The organism is Bacillus sp. FSL R5-0709 (genome assembly GCF_038004785.1).
Lineage (GTDB): Bacteria > Bacillota > Bacilli > Bacillales > Bacillaceae_G > Bacillus_A > Bacillus_A mycoides.
Map to the genome: position 1 here is coordinate 1,097,170 of NZ_JBBORT010000001.1, position 25,823 is coordinate 1,122,992.

A 25,823-nucleotide genomic window follows, 5' to 3' on the forward strand; every position below is an offset into this window, starting at 1 on the left:
AATACATATAAGGCGGGTGAACAGAGATGGAAAGCTATGAAACACAAATTCAAAGGTCAATTGATTATATTGAGGAAGATGTAATGGAAAAACAAACGCTACGTAATTTAGCACGTGTTGCAGGTTTTTCTGAGTCGCATTTTCATCGTGTATTCCAGGCGTTAGTAGGCGATACAGTAATGGAGTATGTTCGAAAGAGGAGGTTAGCCCGGGCAGCTTATCAACTTTCTCATACGGATGAAAAAGTTATTGATATCGCATTTGAGCATGGCTTTCAATCTCACGAAACGTTCACGAGAGCCTTTAAAAAATTATTTCAAATGACACCAAGTGAATATCGAAAACAAGAAATCGAAACACCAATGTATTATAGAGTGAATGTAAAACAAAGAAAATTAAATCCATATTTAGGGGGCATACAAATGGAATATCGTATTGTAAATAAACCAGAATTTTTAATGGCGGGTTATGAGCTGAAGACGACAAGTAAAGAAGGAAAAAACCACCAAGACATTCCAGCATTTTGGCAAGAATATTTACAAAAAGATCTTGGAACGACGATTCCGAATCGTAAAGATACGAGCCAATGGGTAGAACTTGGATTATGTACTGATTTTAATTTAGAAACAGGGGACTTCACTTATATTATCGGAATGGAAGTTACAGACTTTGAAAATGTACCAAATGCAGTTGCAAAGCGTACATTCCCAGCGGCGACATATGCAGTATTTACAACGCCGAAAGTTCCTCATGAAGAAATGGTATCGTCTATTCACCAAACGTGGAATGCAGTATTCTCAGAATGGTTCCCGCATTCAGGATACGAACATTGCGGCGTTAATGAGTTTGAGCTATACGATGAACGTTCCCATGCAGACAAAAGTGAGTTGGCTCAAATTGAACTTTGGATACCGGTGAAGAAGAAATAATAGAAAGAAAGACCGTTCAAAAGGTATTTTTGGACGGTCTTCTTTTATTAATAGGTTGCTACTATTGTTGTATTTTATAGTTAAGTCGATATAATTTCATTTACTAGCGCGCTGTTCCGAAAAGAGAAAGGTGCTTTATAAAAGCACCTTTTCCTACGAACTAAATGGAAACATAAGTATAATCGTCGTTCCTTTTCCAACTTCACTATCAATGAAAATCGTTCCGTTATGGGCATGAACGAGCTGTTTTGTAATGGCGAGACCAAGTCCAGTTCCGATGTTGCTTTCTTCTGTATTCGTTCCTCTGTAATATCGCTCGAATAGAAGTTCTTTCGTTTTATCATCCATACCTTTTCCATTATCTGAAATAGATAGTGTAAATGAATTTGCATTTTGCGAAAGTTTTACGATTACGTTTGTCGTTTCATTATTATGTTTTACAGCGTTTGCGAGTAAGTTTTCGATAATACGTTGGAACCATTTTTCTTCAATAAAATATTGGATTTTGCTTGAACTTGGCACGAATTCAATGTTTTGATTTTGTAGTGTCGGGTTATTAATAAATTGTAATAGTACTTTTCGGACGAACTGATTAATTTCAACATTTACGTGTTGCGCAGGCAGAGTATCATTTTTTAATTGATATGTTAAGCTTAAGTCGTCAATTAATGTAGTCATATATTGAGATTTTTCTTTCATTACATGGCCAAATTGTTGAATGTCTTGATCCGTCCAATTATATTGCTTCGATTCTAGTAATAATGCATAGCCGTATATAGAGCTAAGCGGTGTTTTTAGATCATGCGTCAGGCCGGTAATCCACTCTTCACGTGTTTGTTGCAGTACTTTTCTCATTGCATCGTTCTTTTTCAAAGTAATAGAAAGGTGCTCTAGTGAGTTTGTAACATCTTTAAATATGCGGAACGACCATTTTTCTTTACCGGAGCGCCGAAACCGAACAGGTTTGCCTTTTTTACTAACAGGTTCTTCATATTTTCCTCCGGCTATGTTTTTAAGCCAGCGCATCGTGTGTAATAAAGGCTTTCCAAACTTATTTCCATACCAAATTGAAAGAATGACTAAATAAGCAAACACAATAAGGAGGATTAAGCTGCATCCGATTAGAAGTTTCTTGGTAAATATATCATCTAATTCATCATCTGGATAATAATGAGCGTTTGGAGCGGATACAACGACGAGATGACCGCTATTTGAATCGTAAAAACTAGATGTATTTTCTTTATAATTCCACGGTTCTTTTTCATTAAGAGCCGTTTTTATAGCCGAAAATGTTTTTTTCTTCCCAGTTGGATAGGAAAAAACTTCTTCGCCATTGTTATTAAATATTTGCAGTGTTGCTTTTTCTTTAGAAAGTAATTGTTTTTCTTGTTCAGTTAATGCAAATTCATTTAATGATAAAGAAGGGTGTCCTTGTTGTATCGTTTTTAGTAATGCATTACTTTTTAGTTTGGCACCGTAAATAACGATCACTGGTTTCTTTTCTAATTTAATTTCCCAATAGTTAAATTTATAAATATTGTTGTTACTATTCTGTAAATACGTAAGTAAGGATGTCTTTGTGTAAGAGGTCGGAACATCGTTAGGCGTATTAAAGTTGTAAAGGACCTTTCCATCTTCATCTACAATTTGAAGCCAATCACTCTTTTCTGTTATTAAATCTTTTACCTTAGATTTTAAAGTAATGTTATTGTCTTCAGAAGAAATATATTCGGAGATTGTAAAGGTATCATAATCAGAAATATTAGGTTCATATAAAGTACTATTAAGAAGAAAAATTAAATAAGAAAAAGAAGCAATTACTGCGATAAGTAACGTAACTAAGACAAAAACGTGTTGTAAAATAAACTGGATTATAAGTCGTTTATTAAAATTCATATCTTTAACCTACTTTGTAATGAACTTATAGCCAAGTCCACGAACTGTTTTTATGTATTCTGGTTTACTTGGATCTTGTTCAATTTTTTCACGTAGTTTTCGAATGTGAACCATAACAGTATTATCATCTCCATTATAGGCAGGTGCTCCCCAAACTTTTTCATATAATTCTTCCTTCGAAAATACGTAGTTCGGATTCTCACAAAAGAATAGTAGTAGTTGAAAGAGTTGAGCGGAACATTCGACAACGTTTCCATCTACTGTTAGTTCCGCAGAATGTTGATCAATTTCAAATCTCCCAAAAGAAAAGGAGTATATTCTTTGTTCTTGTATGTTTTGTTTCATATGTCTTCGGAGTTGAGCTTTCATACGAGCGACTACTTCTAGTGGATTAAATGGTTTCGTAATGTAATCATCCGCACCGTATGAAAATCCGGAAATTTTATCTACATCAGATGTTTTTGCTGTTAGGAAGAAGATAGGGCAATCCGTTTTTTGGCGAAGGATTGGACAAATGTCAAAACCGGATTGTCCAGGAAGCATTACATCTAAAATAATTAAATCGTAATTGTTTTGCTCGGTGAGAGATAAGGCTATTTCCGCAGATGTTGCAGTTGTAATATGAGAAAAACCTTCTTTTTCAAGAATGGTAGTTAGTAATTGTAAAATTGCTGTTTCATCATCAATGAGTAGAATATTTGCGTGATACATATGAATCCCTCCTAATTTCCTCGAATATCATATCATCTTTTTGTAACTTATGGAATTTTTAAGGAAATTTTAAGGTTTTCTTTCACAAAAAATTAAGATTCAAATGATATGATAAAAGTAACATGGGGAGGAGATGAATGTGAATCCGTTTCAAACGATGCGAGCTAGATATTTTTTAATTGTATTTGCATTACTAATTTTAATAGCACAAAGTAGTAATGAAGTGCTAGAAAATACATTTCATATACAGAATTCATCTTTTATAAATATGCTTATATTTTATATCCTTCCAATAATATGGCTTTTTTACGGATATAGAAAGCATCGTGTTTCATTTTCATTATTTATTAATAGAAACGAAACATTTAACCTAGTGCAAGTTTTGTACATCGCGATTATGCTTTGTATGTTTAGTTACGGCTATCTTATTTTATATATGTACAGCTTTGCATGGATTACACCAGATTTTATTATGAATGCCTTGCATGAACCGATTATAGATAGTACTGGGGGATATGTATTTCAATTTATTAGGGTTGTATTTATCGCGCCTATTGTCGGAGAGTTTGTTTTTCGAGGGTTTTTACTGCAGCGTTTTGCAGCAAAATGGGGTACTAGTATAGCAATGGTCGTTGTAGCACTTTTATTTGCTTGCTTACATGTTGATTTCCTTGGTGCAGTTGTGTTTAGCATCGTACTATCAATCGTATATATTCGTACGAAAAGCTTGCTCATGCCAATTGCTATTCATATGTTAAACAATGCGCTTGTGCTTAGTTCTTCTTTTTTAGTAAGTAGAGAAAAGATAATGAGTTTTGCCGATTTTTCGAACTATACGACATTCTTTCCAGGATTAATTATTTTTATGACAGGATTAAACTTAGTGCTCATCTTTTTATTTGTGAATCGCAAATATTGGAGTAAAGAAGTGCCTGTTATATATGCGGAGAAGGAAAAGAGCTTTTCGAGTATAGCAGGAGATAAGTAAGGTAGAGAAGATGTTTGAGAAAATATTGAAGGAAATGATAGATTATTGTACTTCTATTAGATATAAGTACTTTTCCATCAATAATGATACAGGAAATATTATTTTTCTTTTTATCGTGTTAGGGACATTAATAATAGTCAGCTTTATTATAGAAGAAATGATGAAGCGCATCTTCAGACAGTATGTAAAAAATGAAGTGAATTATGTTAGGGCTCATAAAATGTTTGAGAAAGTGATGGGGACTTTTATTTTATGAAAACTAAATCATTATTAATTCGAAATTTGAAAGGGATGTATAAAATTATATGAATGAAACAATATCATCAAATAAGTTTTTTTATTTGATTGTACTGAGTTTAGTATTGATTACGACAGTAAATGTTGTTCTTCGCTGGGAGGAAGCTTACTTTTTTATGTATTTAGCGCTCCATTTATTAGGGATTTTATGCATAACGGGCGGAGTAGTTGCTGAGAAAAAGCATGAAGAAAGTATTAATTATATGTGTGTGATGGGTCTTATTTTACTTCTAACTGTACAAGGTATTATGAAATATAGTTCTTTTTCTTTGCAAGATTTTAGTTTGTTAATAGATGTACTTCCTTAAGGAGAGGCTCTTTATTTTATCTAAAAGGCGGTTTGCCAGTGCATTTCTTATCCCATGAACCGAATAAAGTGTCTAAAGGTAGGTGAAACTCTTCTTATGTAGAAGAGTTTTTTTATGTAAGTAGAAGGCTCTCGAGCAATTCTCATAATAAGCTTGTTCTAATTTAGCATGTACGAACTTACAATAATAATAGACAGGCAGCATAGAGGAGGGAATAGCGTGAGGAAAGTTATTGGGTGGTCGTTTTTTTTGTACGTTGGGTTTGCGTTACTTATATATTGGTATTTATTTGGATGGAATCATGAACTCATTCCGGACATGTATAAAGGAACGAGTGCAGATCCAGAAACTTTTATGAATGCGAGGGAGCTTACGCTAAGCCAAGATTATTCGCGCGTGAAAAACTTACTGTTCTTTTTAGCGACGCCTCTTGAATGGATTATTTTATTGTTTGTACTTGTGCTCGGTATTTCAAAAAAGTTTGAGAAATGGTCGAAGGAAACGACCAAAATAAATGTCTTACAAGTTGCGATTTATTTCTTTTATTTATCACTACTAACAACAGTTCTTGCATTACCGATGCAATGGATTGGGCGTAAAGTATCCGTTGATTACGGAATATCTACGCAAAGCACACAAAGCTGGATAAAAGATCATGTCATCGATTTTTGGGTGAACTATGCGACTATGTTACTCATTGTTTCGGTTCTGTTATGGCTCATCCGTAAATTTCCGAAGAGATGGTGGCTAGCAGGATGGGCGCTCTCTGTTCCGTTTACGATTTTCTTAACGTTTGTGCAACCTGTTGTAATTGATCCACTTTATAATGATTTTTCAACGCTGAAAAATAAGGAATTAGAAACGAAAATTTTAGCGATCGCAGATAAAGCTGATATTCCATCTGAACATGTATATGAAGTAAATATGTCGGAAAAAACGAATGCGTTAAATGCATATGTAACAGGAATTGGAAAAAACCTTCGTATTGTAATGTGGGATACAACACTTCAGCAATTAAAAGATAAAGAGATTTTATTTATTATGGCCCATGAAATGGGACATTACGTAATGAAACATATATATTGGGGCGTTGCGAGTTATATTTTCATATCGTTTATAGGTATGTATTTAATTAGTCGTATTTTAAATATGTGTATTCGAAAATGGGGAGATACGCTGCAAATTTCCAAAATGGCATGTTTCTCGATTTTACCTTTATTTTTCTTAATTTCTTCTGTACTATCCTTTGCGTCACAACCAGCAACAAACTACGTCTCTCGTATAGAAGAACGAGCGGCAGATCAATACGCTTTAGATATGACGAAAGATGGAAATTCAGGTGTGAAAACTTTTCAATACTTATCAAAAACAAGTTTAAGCCAAGTGAATCCGCCTGCGTTAGTGAAGTTTTTCTTATATACACATCCACCAATTTTTGAAAGAATTCATACATTTGAACAATATGAAAAAGAGAAGAAGCAGTAGTGTACTGCTTCTTTTTATTGTGGATGATTCGAGTTTTGGAAAATTATAGTGTATAATACGTAGAATATTCAGTTAAATATTTAGGAGGTTAATATTTTGTTTCATTCAAAATCAATGCCGGCTATAAAAATGATCCTTTCGATGTCTATTTTCGGATCGATTGGATTTTTTTCTGTCCAAACGGGTTTACCATCTTTTGAATTAGTATTTATTCGTTGTATTTGTGCGACTTTATTTTTAACGCTATGTTGGTTTGCAACAGGACAATATAAAAATGAGAAATGGAATAAAAAAGAAATTGTACAAATATTAGCGTGTGGCGTATTTCTCGTTTTTAACTGGGTGTTTTTATTTAAAGCGTTTGAAGTCATGTCGATTACAATTGCGATTTCTGTATATCATCTTGCACCGATCATCGTATTAATGATTGGTAGTATTGTATTTAAAGAGAGGTTAACAGCATTTGCGGTTCTGTCCATTACCATATGTTTCATCGGTACAGTTTTAGTAGCTGGGGTAGATGGAAGTATGTCGCTTGAGAAACTTATGTCGTCTGGAATGGTGTGGGCGCTTCTTGCAGCTTTATTTTATGCATTTACAACGTTGCTCGGAAAAGGAATTAAGCATACGAGTGCATATGCGATGACATTTTTACAAACTTTTTTGGGTATATTTTTATTGCTACCATTCGTAGACTTCGGGAAGTTTCAAGGATTAACAGAGATGAACTGGATGATGATCACAGCGACAGGACTTATACATACGGGATTTGTATATTACTTGTTTTTTGACAGTTTAAGAGGTTTATCGACGAGATTAATTTCGGTATTAGTGTTTTTAGATCCTGCGGTTGCAATTTTGTTAGATACGGTCTTTACCGGTTTTAGACCGACTAGTATGCAAATTGTAGGGATTATTCTTATATTTGTAGGAATGGCGTTTACTTTTCGAAAAACGAAGGATGAAAAAGTGGTGGTAAAAGAAAATACGTATTATGAAGTGTGAAAAATTACCTCCTAACGTATTGAGAATTTTCTTATTTTTTGTACAATATAAAAGTAGGAAAATAAAGGAAGAGGCGGATGAGAGAGATGAAAAAGTTATTAAAGATAGCGACATCATTAACTTTAATAGGGGGGATATTTGTTAGCGGTAATATTGTTTCAGCAAATACAGATGGAATTCAACAATCTCCACCTCCACCTCCACCTGATATTATGCTAGAATTTGATGATTTAGCAAATGATCATTGGGCTTATAATGAAATTATGAATTTAGTATATCACCGTATTATGTATGGATATGGAAACGGTAAGTTTGGGGTAGAAGATAATATAACACGTGAACAAGCAGCAGCAGTACTACATCGCGCACTCAATTTAAAAAGAAGTCCATTTGAAGAGAATCCATATGGAGATATTAGTGGGAAATCAACAATGTTCCCTTACGAAATTTTACATTTAACAAGCCTTGGTATTTTTAAAGGAGACGAAAATGGGAATTTCCGTCCGAAAGCAACATTGACTCGTGCAGAATTAGCACAAATTTTAACGAAAGCATATACGTTAAAAGCAAAGCATCCGCATACATTTACAGATATACTAGAAAACTATTGGGCAAGAGATGCAATTAGTGCATTGCAGTCTAATAAAGTCGTAGTAGGAACCGGAGATGGTAAGTTCGAGCCTGAAATGCTCGTTACACGTGGGCAATTCGCTAAGTTTCTACAACAAGCAATTTATAATTCACCAGGGAAATGGGAATAAATAAGAGTATAAAAAAGTACAAGTAGATTATACTTGTACTTTTTTGTCTGAAAGGTGAAGTTTTTAGAAATAAAGGTTTTCTAAGTGAAAGAAAAACATACATTTACTGACATACCAGAAGACCATTGGGCTAAAGATGCGATAAGCACCTTACAATCTAATAAAGCTATAGTTGGAACTGGTAATGGTTTATCCCGCTATTTGTGGGCAATAAAACTCCCACCTCAAAATTTAGATGGAGCAAAGAAGTTAGGTGGAAGCCCTGCTGTCCGTAAACGCCCGATTGGTGAGAGCTAATAATCAGTGGGGGATGAACAAAACCCCAACTGATTAAAGTTTCACTTTATTCGAACCAGAAAAACTTGTAACCCGTGAACAGTATGCGAAGTTCTTAAATAAGGCACTTCATAGATTCTACGTAAACGATTAATCTATGAAGCTCGAAAAAAGCGCAAATATGATATTTGCGCTTTTTTTGTCTATAAAGTGAAATTTTTATAAGTGAAGGACTTGATTAGTAGATAGTAGAATATTGTATATATAACATCTTTGCAAAAGCTTTTGTTTATCCTTTTTGAAAATTAAATAGAGAAACTAGAGCGCAAAGATAAGAATATTTCTTCAAATGATTTGCATGCAATTCAGAATACCAATTGGAATTGAGAGCGAATTGGCTCACCTAGTAATCTTCAAAATAATAGATGTTAAAAATGCAATATATTACATACGGTTTGCAAATGCAGCATATGTAATATGGGAAAAGAATTTAGTCTATTATTTTCCACTTTTAATAAAGTGGAAATGAAGGAGAGAGGACAATGAAGAAAAAAATGTTCCGTATAATGGCGGCAGCGACTATTATGAGTGGAGTATTGGTAAGCGCAAATGTTCCTAATATAAAAGCAGAAGAATATCCAGAAATGATTGTATTTGATGATGTTCCAGTAGACCATTGGGCATATGAATATATTATAGAAGTGGCGTATCATAAAGTTATGCTAGGTTATGGAAATGGAAAGTTTGGTGTAGGTGATAATGTAACCCGTGAACAAGTGGCGGCAATACTGTATCGCGCACTTAATATAAAACATGAAGGCCCATTAAAAAATCCTTATAAGGATATTTCTGAAAGATCAACAATGTTTCCAAATGAAATTTTAGCATTAACAGAGCGCGGTATTTTTAAAGGTGATGAGAAGGGGAACTTTAGACCTAGAGAAACAATAACACGTGCAGAAGTAGCGCAAGTTCTTACACAGACATATTCCTTTGAAGCGAAGCAACAGCATACATTTAAAGATGTACCAAATAATTACTGGGCAAAAAATGCAATTAGTGCTCTGCAAGCTAATAATGTCATAGTAGGAACAGGGAATGGAAAGTTTGAACCAAATAAAGTTGTAACACGTGAGCAATATGCAACATTTTTAAATAAAGCTATTATTAATTTTAATTTGAAAGATGAATAACATGAAACGGAAGTTTTTAAAAATATAGTACAAGAAAAATAAAATTATATTAATATATCATATTTCTTTAAAAAAAGCGCGGGAATTACGCGCTTTTTTCTTATTTTAAATTGTTTATCTGTATATTTATTCTGCTGTTCATAGTTCGGTGTCCAGTGTTTATGGAAAAAAAAGGTTAATTATAGTTACTTTTTGTGGGAAAAAAGTACGATTTAGTAACTTTATTGTTAATTAAGTATAAAGATAAGTATATGAAGTACAGTTCACAAATTAGACAAACATTATATGGATAAGTGTATTGTTACTTTTCCATAAATTCTTTATATTAGAAAAAAATATGTTTTTTTTAGGGAGAGAATACAGTGAAGAAAAAGATTTTAAAAGTAGCAACAGCTTTAACAATTATGGGTGGAATTGGATTAAGCGGACAAGGTACTACAGCAAATGCTGAAGTAGCTGTGAAACAACAACAAGCTGCTCCTGTTACATTTAAAGATGTACCGAAAGGGCATTGGTCTTATGGAGCGATCCAAAATCTAGCAGATTGGGGAATTATTGCTGGTTACGGAGATGGAAGATTCGGTTTTGGTGATAATGTAACACGTGAGCAAGTAGCGGCGTTAATTTACCGTACAATTGATGGGGACCAATACTTTGATGAAGATCATGAGTTTGTAAGTACATATAAAGATATCGTTGATGATAACTCAACAATGTTCCCAATTGAAATTTTAGCATTAACAGAATTAGAAATCTTTAAAGGTGATGGTAGTGGAAACTTCAGACCAAAAGATACGTTAACACGTGCAGAAATGGCACAAATTTTAACGGAAACATTTGAGTTACAAGTGAAAAGTACACCAGGATTTAAAGATGTACCAGCAGGACATTGGGCAGCTAAAGCAATTAATGCAGTAGGTTCAAATGGCATTTCAGCAGGTGATGGTTCAGGTAACTTTGCGCCAGGTATGAAAGTAACACGTGAACAATATGCACAGTTCCTATACAAAGCAATTTTAAATGATCAGCAACAATAATTTATCCCGCTATTTGAGGGCAGTAAGACTCCCACCTCAAAATTCGGCGAATGCGAGGGAGTTAGGTGGGAGATCAACTGCCCGTAAAAGCCCGATTGGTGAGAGCCAATAATCAGTGGGGGATGAACAACCCCCCACTGATTATTAGTTTCACTTTATAAAAAAGAGCCAGTGTTATATAACACTGGCTCTTTTTTTGCTTGAAATCATAATGGATAAACACAGTTTTGTAAAAAAATCATTAAATTTTCAAAAAAAACTTCCTTTTCCGAAGATTTGTTATATAATATAAAACATAAAATCAAATCTGTTATAATACAGTTTAAGAAGGGGATGCTAATATGTCGACGCAAACTTCACGTGTTACACTGGCCGGAGAAATGTTACCAGCGTACAACGAAATATTGACACCTGAGGCGCTTAGTTTTTTAAAGGAACTGCATGAAAATTTCAATGAACGCCGCACGGAACTTTTACAAAAGCGTGTGGAGAAACAAAAAAGAATTGATGCAGGGGAGTTTCCTACGTTTTTAGAAGAAACAAAGCATATACGTGAAGGGGATTGGACAATCGCCCAGCTTCCGAAAAATTTAGAGGATCGCCGCGTGGAGATTACTGGTCCGGTGGATAGAAAGATGGTCATTAACGCTTTAAATTCAGGAGCACATCTTTTTATGGCAGACTTTGAAGATTCGAATGCGCCAACTTGGAGAAATGCTGTCGAAGGTCAAATTAACTTACGAGATGCGAGTAAGGGAACGATCTCACATAAAAATGAAAACGGAAAAGAATATCGTTTAAATAGTAAAACAGCTGTATTAATTGTGCGTCCGAGAGGGTGGCATTTAGAAGAAAAACATATGCAAGTTGACGGCAAGAACATGTCTGGCAGTTTAGTAGATTTTGGTTTGTACTTTTTCCATAATGCGAAGACGCTTTTAGCAAAAGGAAGTGGTCCATACTTTTACTTACCGAAAATGGAAAGTTACTTAGAGGCAAGATTATGGAATGACGTTTTCGTATTCGCTCAAAAGTATATCGGTATTCCGAACGGAACGATTAAAGCGACTGTGTTAATAGAAACGATTCACGCTTCATTTGAAATGGATGAAATTTTGTATGAACTAAGAGATCATTCTGCTGGTTTAAACTGCGGACGATGGGATTATATATTTAGTTTCTTAAAGAGTTTCCGAAATCATAATAAATTTTTACTTCCAGATAGAGCGCAAGTCACGATGACAGCGCCGTTTATGCGCGCGTATTCTTTGAAAGTTATTCAAACGTGTCATCGTCGTAATGCGCCAGCAATCGGAGGGATGGCAGCGCAAATCCCAATTAAAAATGACCCAGAAGCAAATGAGGCAGCTTTCGAGAAAGTGCGTGCTGATAAGGAGCGCGAAGCTTTAGACGGTCATGACGGGACTTGGGTTGCCCACCCGGGACTTGTACCGGTTGCAATGGAAGTATTTAATCACATAATGAAAACGCCAAATCAAATTTTTAGAAAGCGTGAAGAAATACGTGTAACAGAAAAGGACTTATTAGAAGTGCCGATGGGAACGATTACAGAAGGTGGCCTTCGCACGAATATTAACGTCGGTATTCAATATATTGCATCTTGGTTAAGCGGGAGAGGAGCAGCTCCAATTTATAACTTAATGGAAGATGCGGCAACAGCGGAAATATCAAGAGCACAAGTATGGCAGTGGATTCGTCATGAGGGTGGAAAGTTAAGTGATGGCCGTAATATCACTTTTAAATTGATGGAAGAATTGAAAGAAGAAGAACTAGCAAAAATAGAAAGAGAGATTGGTAAGGAAGCATTTAATAAGGGGAGATTTGAAGAAGCAACAAAACTGTTTACAAACCTTGTTCGTAATAACGAGTTCATGCCGTTTTTAACATTACCGGGTTATGAAATTTTATAAGAAACAAGAAAAGGGGATGGAACATATGAAAAACGAAAGAATTGATAAATTGCAGGAAAGCTGGGAATTAGATACGCGCTGGAAAGGGATCACACGTCCATATACAGCTGAAGATGTAATTCGTCTGCGCGGATCGATTGATATTGAACATACGTTAGCGCGCTGTGGTGCAGAGAAGCTTTGGAAATCACTTCATACAGAAGATTATATTAATGCACTTGGGGCATTAACAGGAAACCAAGCGATGCAACAAGTGAAGGCTGGATTAAAAGCAATTTATTTAAGCGGTTGGCAAGTAGCGGCAGATGCGAACCTTTCTGGACATATGTATCCTGACCAAAGCTTATACCCAGCGAACAGTGTGCCAGCTGTTGTAAAGCGAATTAACCAAACGCTTCAACGTGCTGATCAAATTCAGCATATGGAAGGTAGCGGTGATACGGATTATTTCGTCCCAATTGTGGCGGATGCTGAAGCTGGGTTTGGTGGACAGTTAAACGTATTTGAATTAATGAAAGGGATGATTGAAGCGGGTGCATCTGGCGTGCACTTTGAAGACCAATTATCTTCAGAGAAAAAATGCGGGCATTTAGGCGGAAAAGTATTATTACCGACGCAAACAGCGGTGCGTAATTTAATTTCGGCACGTCTTGCTGCGGATGTAATGGGTGTACCAACAATTATCGTCGCTAGAACAGATGCAGATGCGGCAGATTTAATTACGAGCGATATCGATCCAGTTGATCAAGAGTTTATTACAGGTGAAAGAACACCAGAAGGGTTTTATCGTACGAAAGCAGGTCTTGATCAAGCGATTGCACGTGGTTTAGCGTATGCGCCGTATGCAGATCTCGTTTGGTGTGAAACGTCGGAGCCAAATTTAGAAGATGCAAAACGCTTTGCGGACGCAATTCATAAGAAATATCCAGGGAAGCTACTTGCTTACAACTGTTCCCCTTCTTTTAACTGGAAACAAAAGTTAGATGAAAAAACAATTGCAAGCTTCCAAAAAGAAATTGCATCATACGGTTATAAATTCCAGTTCGTAACGCTTGCTGGATTCCATTCATTAAATTACGGCATGTTTGAATTAGCGCGTGGTTATAAAGAGCGCGGCATGGCAGCGTACTCTGAATTACAACAAGCAGAGTTCGCAGCAGAAAAAGATGGTTACTCTGCAACGCGCCATCAACGCGAAGTAGGAACAGGATACTTTGATGAAGTAGCACAAGTAATTACGGGCGGTACTTCATCAACGACTGCTCTAAAAGGATCCACAGAAGAAGAACAGTTTACGAAATAAAGGTATAAGTAGGTGCCCCAAAAAAATTTTTGGGGCACTTTTCTTATTTATTATTACGTCGATGACATTGTTAAACTTTGTCGGAAAGTTGATGTGATTTTATTTGTCGTCGTATTGTGGGACGTTCACTTCTATTTAAAATATCCAATCTAATATAGTGAATATACCAACGATAGCAGTAAAAAGAAGGAATGCGAATAATGATAGACAGCCCCATGTAAATAGTTTGTCTTTCCATGTTTCTTCATAATCATCAATTAGTTCTTCTATCACTTTTTTCTGCAATGGCTGTAAGGGACGTTCGGTTTGTAGTCCTGTAATAATGTTACGATCTCCTTTGAATTTTAAAGCACGTACAATATGATAAGAGTCGTTTCCCATCGATTTTTCAAATTGTAGACATGCCGCGTGCATAACATCTGTTTTCTCTTTTTCAAGATACCAATACCGTCCAGCCATTTCTGGGTATTGTAATGTAAAGTAAATGTCACCGAGTTTTTTCCTAAGTGCTAATTCATTCGGATAAGTAGTGATTAATCCGTGTAATCTATCTCTTGCTTTTCCAAGGTTGTTATTTTCAATATCTTTTTCAATTCTCTTTAATGTTTTTTTAGGGATTATTTCTGTCATACACGCCTCCTTATTAGAATAGGTGTGGTTATATTTTATAAGAAATAATAAAATTTAGAAATTTTATTTTTAAAAAGGATTGTACATTCTATTTTAAGTATGTTATGATAATACCAGTTGAATAATTAAATTAAGCAATCCATATATTATCAAATGCCGAAAACAAACGGGAAAAAGTATGTGAGAACTAGTTTATTTTTCGAATTTGATAATGTGTGGATTCTTTTTTTATACATGAAGACTAAATAAAATGTATTTTCGTAGGAGGAAATAATTATGACAGTTACAGGACAAGTAAAATGGTTTAACAACGAAAAAGGCTTCGGTTTCATCGAAGTTCCAGGCGAAAACGATGTATTCGTACATTTCTCTGCAATCGAAACTGATGGTTTCAAATCTTTAGAAGAAGGCCAAAAAGTTAGCTTCGAAATCGAAGATGGCAACCGTGGACCTCAAGCTAAAAACGTAATCAAACTATAATTTTATAGTTTATTATAGAAAAAAGGATGGCTTATGCCATCCTTTTTTTGTTGTTGAGATATACGATATTTATATTAGTAATAAAGACAGCCTAAAAAGTACGATTGAAGAAATAAAGGCGTACTCGAAAACTTATGAAAATGATAAAGTGACGGTAATTGATTTGAGGAAGTCTCATTCTCGGTATTTAGATCAAGAACCATATTACAGGTTGAAAGAGATACAGAGAATCTTGGAAGAAAAAATAGTAGGTTTTTTGAGGATGAAGAAGAATGAAGGAAATGGCAATCAGTATGTAAAAGGGCTTTCCGTAAAGGAAGGCCTTTTAGTGTTCTTTCACAGCTTTTTTCTTTTCACGTTTCTTGCATTCTGGACATTTAGATTTACGAAAAGGCTTCGCGAAGAACAGTAAAATAAAAAATAAACCGAATATAATACTCGCTGAATTTTTTACGATAACAATGCTACTATTTTTCATTTGAATTGTTGGATGATCTTGCTTTTCTTCCATGAGAGACCTTCGTATATTTGATTTATATTTTAATTATAGCAAAATTAATTGCTGTAATTATATGAAAAGGGGAATGTGTTAAACATATTACAAATGATATAAATTCTTTTTTCGTATATAGAATCCTTTTTTTATACAGATTATTCCTTTAATATCCATATATCATTATTAACAAATTTATATTATATTTGATTTATTATAAGTATTTGTAAAGAATCGTGGAATGTAAACCATTTCCTTTTCGTAGGTGCTACTATAAAAGGGAAATGAAGAAGGGAAATTAAATAGCAATCGAAAATTTTAAAAAAGAGAGGTGAAAAATCTGTTACTAACAAAAGAGCGAGTATAGATAAAAGTATTCTTAGCGTGCAAAAACTACATACTCTAAGGATATACATTTTCCTATATTTGTAGTAGCAGACAGTAGACTATGGAAAGTAAAGTAGAACGTTATGTCGAAAACTATGTTGTAAGCAAAAATACAATGGCCTTACTTCCTGTTGTTCTAGGAGAAAAGAAAGTTGTTACGCGAATTGTAGAAATGGAAGATTCTTTTTTCGTATTTCAAAAGCCTCTTGATATTATAGAGAGAAGTTGCCGGAAGCATGGTTCTAGTTTCTTTGGAAGAAAAGAAGGAACGAAGGAGTTAACGCGTATTACACATAAAGCTCCTATCGCAATTAGCCCGACAGATCAACTTTATTTTTTCCCTACGTATTCTTATTCTCGAAAAGAGTGTGCGTGGTTATCTCATTTTCATATTGAAGATAATAAAGAATTAAAAGATGGAAATCTTATTATTAGATTTATAAATGGTTTCGCTGTGAAACTAGAAATGTCAAAAAGTAGCTTTGAAAATCAGCAAAATCGTACAGCGAAATTACGGACAGAGTATGAAGATCGTAAGAAAAAACAAGGAAATCCTTGCTTTAAAGAGATTGATAAAAATGAAGAATCTAAATTAACACCAGCATATGAGAAAGTGTATTTTGTGAAGGAAGGCGAAGTGTGAGAGGGAAAGGATGGGGAGACTCATCCTTTTTATTTGTCTGTTTTTGTCGGAAAGTCGATAAAAATCAAATTGTGGTCGATGTATTCAGAAAATCACCGGTGTAATTTCATTTACCGAAAAAATCATCAAAAAATATTGTTCCTCAAACAACCAAACGTACAACAAACCTTGTCGAATATTGAAAGATTATCATAGCATAATAATGAAGGAATTCTAGCGAATGATATGGAAACTTTAATAAATACATCTCCATATGTCGTATCTACCATTTCCTCTTTCATTTAAGCAATGATACAGTAGAGGTAGTAATTAGAGTAAAGGGGTAAAGTGTAGAATGGATTTTCAAACGATCAAAGAGTATTTTTCACCAGAAAATATGGATCATATTGTTGAAAGTTATCGTGCGTTCGGACCGCTTCTCGGTATTGGCTTACCGATGATAGAGGCGCTTATTCCGGCATTGCCACTCATTGTGTTTGTGTTGGCGAATGCTGTTGCATTTGGTTTTTGGTTCGGTTTTCTTTATTCATGGATTGGGTCAGTAATTGGTGCAATGCTTGTATTTTTCATTATTCGTAGCTTTGGAAGAAGTCGTTTCTTTTCTTTTGTAAATAAGCATGAGAGAGTGCGAAAAGCGATGGGATGGATTGAAAGAAAAGGGTTCGCGCCAATCTTTGTTATATTTTGTTTTCCGTTCACACCATCTGCGCTTATAAACGTTGTAGCTGGTTTATCTCGCATTAGCGTAAAACAGTTTGGACTAGCATTAGCATTTGGAAAGCTTGTTATGATCTTTATTTTAACGTATATCGGTCATGATTTAGTGTCATTTATTCATAAGCCGGTTAAATCGGTTATTGTGGGCGTTGTTATTTTTATTTTATGGTATGTCGGTAAAAAAATTGAAGTAAAGTTAGAACTACATTAGGAAAAGTCTTCTTTGTCCCGCTATTTGAGGGCAGTAAAACTCCCACCAAAAAATTCGACTGAAGCAAAGAAGTTAGGTGGGAGATCAAACTGCCCGTAAATGCCCGATTGGTGCGGGCTAATAATCGGTGGGGGATGAACAAAACCCCCACCGATTAAGTTTCACTTTATAAATGCAAGCTTCATCATTAAAGGGCGAGGGGAGAAGCGAATGAAGAAAACTTTGAAAAAAGAAGGGCTAGAGTGGGTAAGAACAATTTTAATTGGTGTACTATTAGCTGTATTTTTTCGAACGTTTTTCTTTTCAACGTACGTTGTAGAGGGGAAGTCAATGATGCCGACATTGCAAGATGGAAATATGCTCGTTGTGAATAAGGTGAGTTATCAAGTAGGGGACTTGAATCGATTTGATGTCGTCGTTTTTCATGCGAATAAAAAAGAGGACTATGTAAAGCGAATTATCGGTTTACCTGGGGATCATATCGAATATAAGCATGATAAATTATATATAAACGGACAATTCGTGGATGAACCTTATTTAGAGACGTATAAGAAAGAGACAAATGGACGGCAATTAACAGGCGATTTTAAACTAGAAGAGTTAACGAAAGAAAAGTTTGTACCACCCGGTTCTATTTTTGTAGTTGGTGACAATCGCCTTGGTAGCTGGGATAGTAGGCACTTCGGCTTTGTGAAAGCTGATACAGTTGTCGGTAAAGTTGATTTACGATATTGGCCGATTCAAGAGGTACAAACGAATTTCTCAAAAGGCTGATATAATAAAATGAAGTATAAGGAAAAGACAAACGAGTATGTTTGTCTTTTTTATCGTCCTATAATACAATTGTGATAGCAAACTAACGTTCGTTATGTAAGTGAAAGGTGGGGTTTTCATGTCACTTCGATTTGTGATTGGTAGAGCTGGAAGTGGAAAAAGTACACTTTGTTTACACGAAGTGCAAGAAGAGTTAAAACAGCGCCCAAGAGGGAAAACAATATTATATCTTGTGCCAGAACAGATGACATTCCAAACGCAGCAGGCGTTAATTGGGAGCGAAGATGTAAGAGGTTCTATTCGGGCACAAGTTTTTAGTTTTTCGCGATTAGCGTGGAAGGTGCTGCAAGAAGTTGGCGGAGCGAGTCGTCTTCATATTGATGAAGCTGGTGTACATATGTTGCTTCGTAAAATTGTAGAATCTCGTAAAGATGGACTATCTGTGTTTCAAAAAGCAGCGGAGCAAAACGGTTTCTTTGAACATCTTGGTAGTATGATTGCTGAGTTTAAACGTTACAATGTGACGCCGTCTAACGTATATGAAATGTGGCAACAATTAGACACGCATAGCATTAGTGCAGAGCAAAAGCTACTAGCGAATAAAGTGTATGATTTACAGTTATTATATGATGATTTTGAACGTGCTTTAATCGGAAAGTATTTAGATTCAGAAGACTACTTACAATTATTAATTGAGAAGCTTTCAGACTCTGAGTATGTAAAAGGCGCGGAAATTTATATAGATGGATTCCATTCATTTTCTCCTCAAGAGCTAGAAATCGTTAGAGGGCTAATGAGATTAGGAACAAGAGTAACAATAACATTAACGATAGATGAAAAAACGTTAGCGCAGCCAGTGAATGAACTAGATTTATTTTATGAAACGACGTTAACGTATGAAAAAATAAAACAAGTAGCGCGTGAAGAGAAAATAGAAATTGAAAAAACAATTCCACTTATGGAACAACCGCGTTTTCATTCTCCAGCATTAGCTCATTTAGAAACGCATTATGAAGCGCGTCCGAATGAAAAGTATCATGGTGAAGCGAGTGTAACAATTAGTACAGCAGCTAATTTACGAGCTGAAGTAGAAGGTGTAGCTCGTGAAATTAGAAGACTTGTGGCGGATGAAGACTATCGTTACCGAGATATCGCAGTCCTTCTTCGTAACGGAGAAAGTTATTACGACGTAATGCGAACGTTATTTACGGATTATAATATCCCGCATTTCATCGATGAAAAACGCCCAATGTCACATCATCCGCTAGTAGAATGTATTCGTTCTGCACTCGAGATTATTAGCGGGAATTGGCGTTATGATGCAGTATTCCGCTGCGTGAAAACAGAGCTTTTATATCCATTAGATGCAAGAAAAGAAGCGATGCGCGAAGAGATGGATGAGTTTGAAAACTACTGTTTAGCGTACGGTGTACAAGGGAAGAGATGGACTTCTGAAGATCCGTGGATGTATCGTCGTTATCGTTCTCTTGATGATGCGAGCGAAATGATAACAGACAGTGAGCGTGAAATGGAAGAGAAAATAAATCGACTTCGCGACGTTGTAAGAACGCCAGTTATTCGTATGCAAAAAAGACTGAAGCGTGCTGGAACAGTTATGCAAATGTGCGAAGCGGTATATTTATTTTTAGAGGAGCTTGACGTTCCGAAAAAACTAGAAGAATTACGTGTTCGTGCAGAAGAAAATGGAGATTTCTTATTTGCGACAGACCATGAGCAAGTATGGGAAGAAGTGATGAATCTTCTTGATACGTTCGTTGAGATGCTTGGCGAAGAGAAGATGTCCCTTTCAATGTTTACGGAGGTTATGTCGACAGGTCTTGAGGCACTTCAATTTGCGAACATTCCGCCGTCACTAGATCAAGTGTTAGTTGCTAATATTGATCATTCTAGATTATCAGATATTAAAGCGACATTCATTATTGGAGTAAACGAAGGTGTGATTCCAGCAGCGCCTATGGATGAAGGTATGCTTTCTGATGAGGAAAGAAATGTTCTCACCGCTGCAGGTATCGAATTAGCACCAACGACGAGACAAACTTTATTAGAAGAACAGTTCGTTATGTATCAAATGGTGACGAGAGCATCTGAGAAGTTATACATTTCTTGTCCGCTTGCGGATGAAGAAGGAAAGACGTTACTTGCGTCTAGCTTTATTAAGAAAATAAAAAGAATGTTCCCTGATGTGAAAGAATCGTTTATTACGAATGATGTAAATGACTTATCGCGTTCGGAACAAATTTCATACGTAGCAACGCCAGAAGTAACTTTGTCTTATGTCATGCAGCAACTGCAAACGTGGAAGCGATACGGATTTGAAGGGAATTTAGACTTTTGGTGGGACGTATATAACTTCTACGTTACTTCAGATGAATGGAAGCAAAAAAGTAGCCGTGTGTTATCAAGTTTATTCTACCGAAATCGTGCACAGAAACTAAGTACAGATGTAAGTAGGGATTTATATGGAGATACAATTAAGGGAAGCGTTTCTCGTATGGAACTATTTAATCGCTGTGCGTACGCTCATTTTGCCCAGCACGGTTTATCGCTAAGAGAGCGTGATATTTTCAAACTTGATGCGCCAGATATCGGTGAATTATTCCATGCAGCGCTGAAGAGAATTGCAGACAAGCTATTACGTGAAAATCGGACTTGGGCGGATTTATCAATAAAAGAGTGTGAACACCTTTCTGCTTTAGTAATAGAAGAAATTGCACCGTTATTACAAAGACAAATTTTATTAAGTTCGAACCGTCATTTCTATTTAAAGCAAAAACTACAACAAATCATTTTCCGTACGTCACTTATTCTTCGTGAACATGCGAAGTCGAGTGGATTTGTACCAGTTGATTTAGAAGTACCGTTCGGTATGGGCGGGACTGGATCTCTTCCGCCAATGGAATTTGCGTTGCCAAATGGTGTGAAGATGGAAGTAGTTGGCCGTATTGACCGTGTTGATAAGGCGGAAGATGAGAGTGGTACGTTCCTTCGTATTATTGATTATAAATCAAGTTCGAAAGCGTTAGATTTAACAGAAGTGTATTACGGACTCGCACTTCAAATGTTAACGTATTTAGATGTTGTTACTTCAAATGCACATACGTGGATGAAAAAGGGCAGTACTGCATCACCGGCGGGTGTATTGTATTTCCATATTCATAACCCGATTGTTGAGATGAAAGGCGATGCATCTGAAGAAGAAATTGAGAAAGAAATTTTAAAGAAATTTAAAATGAAAGGTCTCGTACTAGGAGATGCTGACGTTGTGCGTTTAATGGATAATAAACTTTCAACAGGAAGCTCTGATATTATTTCTGCTGGTCTGAAAAAAGATGGTAGTTTTAGTGCGCGTTCTAGCATTGCAAGTGAACAAGAGTTTAACGTACTTCAAAAATATGTACACCACTCGTTTGAAAATATCGGAAAAGACATTACAGAAGGTGTTATTGATATTGCTCCTTACAAAAAGGGGAATAAAGCGGCATGTACGTTCTGTAACTTCAAATCTGTTTGTCAATTTGATGAATCACTTGAAGATAACCAATTCCGTACGTTAAAAGATATGAAAGATAGCGAAGCGATGGAGAAAATTAGAGAGGAGGTTGGCGGAGAATGATAGAAAATTGGCCTCAGAAACCAGAAGGTAGTCAATGGACAGATGACCAGTGGAAAGCGGTTGTAGCGAACGGACGTGATATTTTAGTCGCAGCGGCAGCTGGATCAGGGAAAACAGCGGTATTAGTTGAACGTATTATTAAAAAGATTATAAGTGAGGAAAATCCAGTCGATGTCGACCGCCTGCTCGTTGTAACATTTACGAATGCAGCAGCGCAAGAAATGAAAAATCGAATTGGGGAAGCGTTAGAAAAAGTATTAATTGATGGGCCAGGTTCACAGCATATAAGAAAGCAGCTTAGCTTATTAAATAAAGCTTCCATTTCTACAATTCATTCATTTTGTTTACAAGTTATTAGAGGATATTATTACATGCTTGATGTCGATCCTCGTTTTCGTATTGCGAACCAAACAGAAAATGAGTTATTAAAAGAAGAAGTGCTAGATGACATATTAGAAGAAGAATATGGAATCGAAGATAATAGTATTTTCTTTGAACTAGTTGATCGTTATACGAGTGACCGTAGTGACGATGACTTACAACGAATGATTTTAGCGCTTCATACAGAATCAAGAGCGCATCCAAACCCGGAGAAGTGGCTTGATAAATTAGTAGAAGCATACGACGTTGAAGGAAAGACGATTGAAGATTTAGTGTACGCTTCTTACTTATTAGAAGATGTGAAGTTTCAGCTTGAAACAGCGGAAAAGCATATTCGTAAGGCGACTGAACTCGCAATGCTTCCTGATGGTCCAGCGCCTCGCGTTGAAACTTTACAAGCGGATTTAGCTTTACTTGGAACGTTATCCTCAGCAGCTCGTGGATCGTGGACAAGCGTTTATGAAGCGATGCAAAATGTATCGTGGCAAACGTTAAAGCGTATTAAAAAAAGTGATTACAACGAAGATGTTGTAAAACAAGTAGATTCTCTTCGTAATAAAGCGAAAGATGAAGTGAAGAAATTACAAGAAGAGCTATTTAGCCGCAGACCCGAAAGTTTCTTACGAGATTTTCAAGATATGCATCCTGTATTAGAAAAACTCGTGAAGCTTGTAAAAGTATTTACAGAGCGTTTCCAAGCGATTAAGCGAGATAAAGGAATGGTCGATTTCACAGATTTAGAGCATTTCTGTTTGCAAATTTTAAGCGAGCAAAGTGAAGGCGGTGAAATGAAGCCGTCAGCAGTAGCACTTCAATATCGTAATAAATTTGCTGAAGTACTAGTTGATGAATATCAAGATACGAACTTCGTACAGGAATCAATTATTAAATTCGTAACGAAAGATTCTGAGAGTGAAGGAAACTTGTTCATGGTTGGTGACGTAAAACAGTCAATCTATCGTTTCCGACTAGCAGAGCCTGGTTTATTCTTAGGAAAATATAAACGTTTCACACAAGAAGGATCGGGCGGCGGAATGAAGATTGACTTAGCGAAAAACTTCCGTAGCCGTCATGAAGTGCTAGCAGGTACGAACTTTATTTTCAAACAAATTATGGGCGAAGAAGTCGGCGAAATCGATTATGATGCTGACGCTGAATTAAAGCTAGGTGCTAGCTATCCAGAAGGTGAAGATGTAGCGGCAGAGCTATTATGTATTCAGCAAACTGAGGAAGAAGTGCAAGACGGTGAAGAAGGTGCCGAAGTAGAAAAAGCGCAGCTTGAAGCTCGTCTTATGGCGCAGCGTATTAAAGCAATGGTCGATTCAGGCTATGAAGTGTATGATCGTAAAACTGATAGTATGCGCCCAGTGCAATATCGTGATTTCGTTATTTTACTTCGCTCGATGCCATGGGCGCCGCAAATTATGGAAGAGTTAAAACTACAAGGAATTCCGGTATATGCTGACCTTGCGACTGGTTACTTTGAAGCGACAGAAGTAAATATTATGATGAACGTATTCCGCGTCATTGATAACCCGATGCAAGATATTCCGCTTGCAGCTGTACTTCGTTCACCGATCGTTGGACTAAATGACGAAGAACTTGCGACGCTTCGTGCTCATGGAAAGAAAGGCTCGTTTTATGAAGTGATGAGCTCATTCTTAAAGGGAGCGCCGCTTGAAGAAGAACAAGAACTGCATGATAAATTAGAGTGGTTTTATAACTTACTGCAAGGGTGGCGTGAATTTGCGCGTCAACAATCTCTTTCTGATTTAATTTGGAAAGTGTACGGTGAGACAGGCTATTACGACTTTGTCGGCGGTTTACCAGCCGGAAAGCAAAGGCAGGCAAACTTACGCGTACTATATGACCGTGCAAGACAATATGAAGCAACATCGTTTAGAGGATTATTCCGCTTCTTGCGCTTTATTGAGCGTATTTTAGAACGCGGAGATGATATGGGAACGGCGAGAGCCCTCGGAGAACAAGAAGATGTTGTTCGCATTATGACGATTCATAAAAGTAAAGGGCTAGAGTTCCCAGTCGTATTTGTAGCTGGACTTGGTCGCCGTTTTAATACACAAGATTTAATGAAGCGTTTCTTACTTCATAAAGATTTCGGTTTCGGTTCACAATTTATCGATCCTCGTAAACGAATTAAATATACGACATTATCGCAACTAGCGATTAAGCGTAAAATGAAGATGGAATTAATTGCGGAAGAAATGCGCGTACTATACGTAGCGTTAACACGTGCAAAAGAGAAGTTAATTTTAATTGGAACAGTTAAAGATGCCAATAAAGAAATGGAAAAATGGCTCGATGCAAGAGAGCATAGTGAATGGTTATTACCAGACCATATTCGTGCCGGAGCGTCTTGCTACTTAGACTGGATTGCACCTTCCTTATATAGACACCGTGATAGTGAAATGCTTCTTGAATTAGGACAAGGAAATATTCCAGGCGAAATTTATGAATATAGTGCTAGCTGGAAAGTAGAAGTTGTTGAAGGAAAAGATTTACTTGCACCAGAACCAGTTCAAGAAGAGAAACAAGAGTTATTAGAAGCGCTTCGCGATAAAAAAGCTGTTCCGTTAGAAAGTGAACGGAAAGAAGAAGTGTACGACAGATTGATGTGGGAATACGGGTATGCGGACGCGACATCTCACCGTGCGAAACAGTCTGTTACAGAAATAAAGAGAAATTATCAATCTGAAGAAGGTAGCGATAACGCCTTTATTAAAAAACTTCGTGCACCAATTAAAACACGTCCGCGCTTTATGGAGAAAAAAGGGCTAACATACGCAGAGCGAGGGACAGCAGTCCATGCCGTTATGCAGCATGTAGATTTGAAGAAACCAATTACGATTGAAGTTCTTCAAGAACAAATTGCAAGAATGGTAAATAAAGAACTATTAACATTTGAACAAGCTGAAGAAATAGCGATTGAAAAGGTAATTTCATTCTTTGACAGTGACTTAGGTAAAAGGGTATTAGCAGCAAAAAGTGTTGAGCGCGAAGTACCATTTACGATGATGCTTTCAGCAGAAGAAGCGTATCAAGATTGGCAAGGGAAGAAAGGCGAATCAATACTTGTCCAAGGGGTTATCGACTGCATGATCGAAGAGGAAGACGGAATTACTTTAATCGACTTTAAAACAGATACGATTGAAGGAAAGTTCCCAGGCGGATTTGATCAAGCGAAACCAATTTTAGAAGACCGATACAAAGTACAGCTTTCACTATATGCAAAAGCACTCGAGAAAAGCTTAAAACATCCTGTGAAAGAGAAATGTTTATATTTCTTTGATGGAAATCATGTTGTAAATATTGACGAATAGAGCTTAGAAAGG

General features: G+C 36.2%; 22 protein-coding genes and 2 pseudogenes. 20 read left to right on the forward strand and 4 right to left on the reverse strand.

Going from position 1 to position 25,823, the window contains the following annotated elements; genetic code table 11:
* The first annotated feature begins 26 nt into the window (after positions 1 to 26).
* Positions 27 to 929 carry an AraC family transcriptional regulator gene (locus MKX37_RS05610; protein WP_078422493.1) on the forward strand — a complete coding sequence of 301 codons (903 nt, stop codon included), beginning with the start codon at positions 27 to 29 and terminating at the stop codon, positions 927 to 929.
* A 153-nt stretch (positions 930 to 1,082) separates the two neighbouring features.
* Here MKX37_RS05610 and MKX37_RS05615 read toward each other — a convergent pair whose 3' ends face one another.
* Positions 1,083 to 2,825 carry an ATP-binding response regulator gene (locus tag MKX37_RS05615; protein WP_078422494.1) on the reverse strand — a complete coding sequence of 581 codons (1,743 nt, stop codon included), beginning with the start codon at positions 2,823 to 2,825 and terminating at the stop codon, positions 1,083 to 1,085.
* A gap of 9 nt (positions 2,826 to 2,834) precedes the next feature.
* Positions 2,835 to 3,536 carry a response regulator transcription factor gene (locus MKX37_RS05620; protein WP_002011226.1) on the reverse strand — a complete coding sequence of 234 codons (702 nt, stop codon included), beginning with the start codon at positions 3,534 to 3,536 and terminating at the stop codon, positions 2,835 to 2,837.
* A 139-nt stretch (positions 3,537 to 3,675) separates the two neighbouring features.
* Here MKX37_RS05620 and MKX37_RS05625 point away from each other — a divergent pair, with 139 nt between their 5' ends.
* The 11 genes from MKX37_RS05625 to aceA all read left to right on the forward strand — a co-directional run bounded on the left by MKX37_RS05625 (position 3,676) and on the right by aceA (position 14,120).
* On the forward strand, positions 3,676 to 4,524 hold the full coding sequence (locus MKX37_RS05625; RefSeq protein ID WP_002125860.1) for a CPBP family intramembrane glutamic endopeptidase: 849 nt from the start codon (positions 3,676 to 3,678) through the stop codon (positions 4,522 to 4,524).
* 10 nt (positions 4,525 to 4,534) lie between these two features.
* Complete coding sequence (locus tag MKX37_RS05630; protein WP_002125861.1) at positions 4,535 to 4,780, forward strand: hypothetical protein; 246 nt, start codon at positions 4,535 to 4,537, stop codon at positions 4,778 to 4,780.
* 49 nt (positions 4,781 to 4,829) lie between these two features.
* Complete coding sequence (locus tag MKX37_RS05635) at positions 4,830 to 5,129, forward strand: hypothetical protein (protein ID WP_001006056.1); 300 nt, start codon at positions 4,830 to 4,832, stop codon at positions 5,127 to 5,129.
* Between the two features lie 219 nt (positions 5,130 to 5,348).
* Positions 5,349 to 6,614 carry a M48 family metallopeptidase gene (locus tag MKX37_RS05640; protein WP_078422495.1) on the forward strand — a complete coding sequence of 422 codons (1,266 nt, stop codon included), beginning with the start codon at positions 5,349 to 5,351 and terminating at the stop codon, positions 6,612 to 6,614.
* 96 nt (positions 6,615 to 6,710) lie between these two features.
* Entirely contained in the window at positions 6,711 to 7,619 is a 909-nt protein-coding gene (locus MKX37_RS05645; protein WP_002125864.1) for a DMT family transporter, read from the forward strand.
* Between the two features lie 77 nt (positions 7,620 to 7,696).
* On the forward strand, positions 7,697 to 8,380 hold the full coding sequence (locus MKX37_RS05650) for an S-layer homology domain-containing protein (RefSeq protein WP_050000063.1): 684 nt from the start codon (positions 7,697 to 7,699) through the stop codon (positions 8,378 to 8,380).
* An 84-nt stretch (positions 8,381 to 8,464) separates the two neighbouring features.
* Positions 8,465 to 8,677, forward strand: coding sequence for an S-layer homology domain-containing protein (locus MKX37_RS27405; RefSeq protein WP_063226437.1), 213 nt, complete (start codon positions 8,465 to 8,467; stop codon positions 8,675 to 8,677).
* A 521-nt stretch (positions 8,678 to 9,198) separates the two neighbouring features.
* A complete protein-coding gene (locus MKX37_RS05660) occupies positions 9,199 to 9,849 on the forward strand; it encodes an S-layer homology domain-containing protein (protein WP_002168914.1) in 651 nt (216 codons plus the stop codon).
* A gap of 362 nt (positions 9,850 to 10,211) precedes the next feature.
* Positions 10,212 to 10,886, forward strand: coding sequence for an S-layer homology domain-containing protein (locus tag MKX37_RS05665; protein ID WP_002064191.1), 675 nt, complete (start codon positions 10,212 to 10,214; stop codon positions 10,884 to 10,886).
* 341 nt (positions 10,887 to 11,227) lie between these two features.
* Complete coding sequence (aceB, locus tag MKX37_RS05670) at positions 11,228 to 12,817, forward strand: malate synthase A (RefSeq protein ID WP_078422496.1); 1,590 nt, start codon at positions 11,228 to 11,230, stop codon at positions 12,815 to 12,817.
* A 25-nt stretch (positions 12,818 to 12,842) separates the two neighbouring features.
* Positions 12,843 to 14,120: an isocitrate lyase gene (gene aceA, locus MKX37_RS05675; protein ID WP_002149914.1), complete on the forward strand. Its 1,278-nt coding sequence runs from the start codon at positions 12,843 to 12,845 to the stop codon at positions 14,118 to 14,120.
* 135 nt (positions 14,121 to 14,255) lie between these two features.
* On the opposite strand, the gene MKX37_RS05680 is transcribed toward aceA, so the two are convergent.
* On the reverse strand, positions 14,256 to 14,750 hold the full coding sequence (locus MKX37_RS05680) for a DUF6584 family protein (protein WP_016119802.1): 495 nt from the start codon (positions 14,748 to 14,750) through the stop codon (positions 14,256 to 14,258).
* 276 nt (positions 14,751 to 15,026) lie between these two features.
* On the opposite strand from MKX37_RS05680, the gene cspA reads away from it, so the two are divergent.
* Both cspA and MKX37_RS05690 read left to right on the forward strand, forming a co-directional pair.
* Positions 15,027 to 15,230, forward strand: coding sequence for an RNA chaperone/antiterminator CspA (gene cspA / locus MKX37_RS05685; RefSeq protein ID WP_002011282.1), 204 nt, complete (start codon positions 15,027 to 15,029; stop codon positions 15,228 to 15,230).
* 58 nt (positions 15,231 to 15,288) lie between these two features.
* Positions 15,289 to 15,506 (forward strand): annotated as a pseudogene (locus MKX37_RS05690) (hypothetical protein).
* Positions 15,507 to 15,555: 49 nt separating this feature from the next.
* On the opposite strand, the gene MKX37_RS05695 reads toward MKX37_RS05690, so the two are convergent.
* Positions 15,556 to 15,741, reverse strand: coding sequence for a hypothetical protein (locus tag MKX37_RS05695; RefSeq protein ID WP_002011281.1), 186 nt, complete (start codon positions 15,739 to 15,741; stop codon positions 15,556 to 15,558).
* Positions 15,742 to 16,041: 300 nt separating this feature from the next.
* Between MKX37_RS05695 and MKX37_RS27410 the strand changes: the two are divergent.
* From MKX37_RS27410 to addA, 6 genes and pseudogenes are all read left to right on the forward strand, one after another.
* Positions 16,042 to 16,122: pseudogene (locus tag MKX37_RS27410) on the forward strand (RNA-guided endonuclease TnpB family protein); the annotation flags it as partial.
* Between the two features lie 49 nt (positions 16,123 to 16,171).
* Complete coding sequence (locus tag MKX37_RS05700) at positions 16,172 to 16,753, forward strand: competence protein ComK (protein ID WP_002011279.1); 582 nt, start codon at positions 16,172 to 16,174, stop codon at positions 16,751 to 16,753.
* Positions 16,754 to 17,087: 334 nt separating this feature from the next.
* Positions 17,088 to 17,681 carry a TVP38/TMEM64 family protein gene (locus MKX37_RS05705; RefSeq protein ID WP_002011278.1) on the forward strand — a complete coding sequence of 198 codons (594 nt, stop codon included), beginning with the start codon at positions 17,088 to 17,090 and terminating at the stop codon, positions 17,679 to 17,681.
* A 210-nt stretch (positions 17,682 to 17,891) separates the two neighbouring features.
* Entirely contained in the window at positions 17,892 to 18,455 is a 564-nt protein-coding gene (gene lepB, locus MKX37_RS05710) for a signal peptidase I (protein WP_002011277.1), read from the forward strand.
* A 118-nt stretch (positions 18,456 to 18,573) separates the two neighbouring features.
* Positions 18,574 to 22,089: a helicase-exonuclease AddAB subunit AddB gene (gene addB / locus MKX37_RS05715; RefSeq protein ID WP_078422207.1), complete on the forward strand. Its 3,516-nt coding sequence runs from the start codon at positions 18,574 to 18,576 to the stop codon at positions 22,087 to 22,089.
* Positions 22,086 to 25,811, forward strand: a complete 3,726-nt coding sequence (addA, locus tag MKX37_RS05720; protein ID WP_002125881.1) for a helicase-exonuclease AddAB subunit AddA — start codon at positions 22,086 to 22,088, stop codon at positions 25,809 to 25,811. Before addB ends, addA begins: the two co-directional genes overlap by 4 nt.
* Positions 25,812 to 25,823 lie beyond the last annotated feature (12 nt).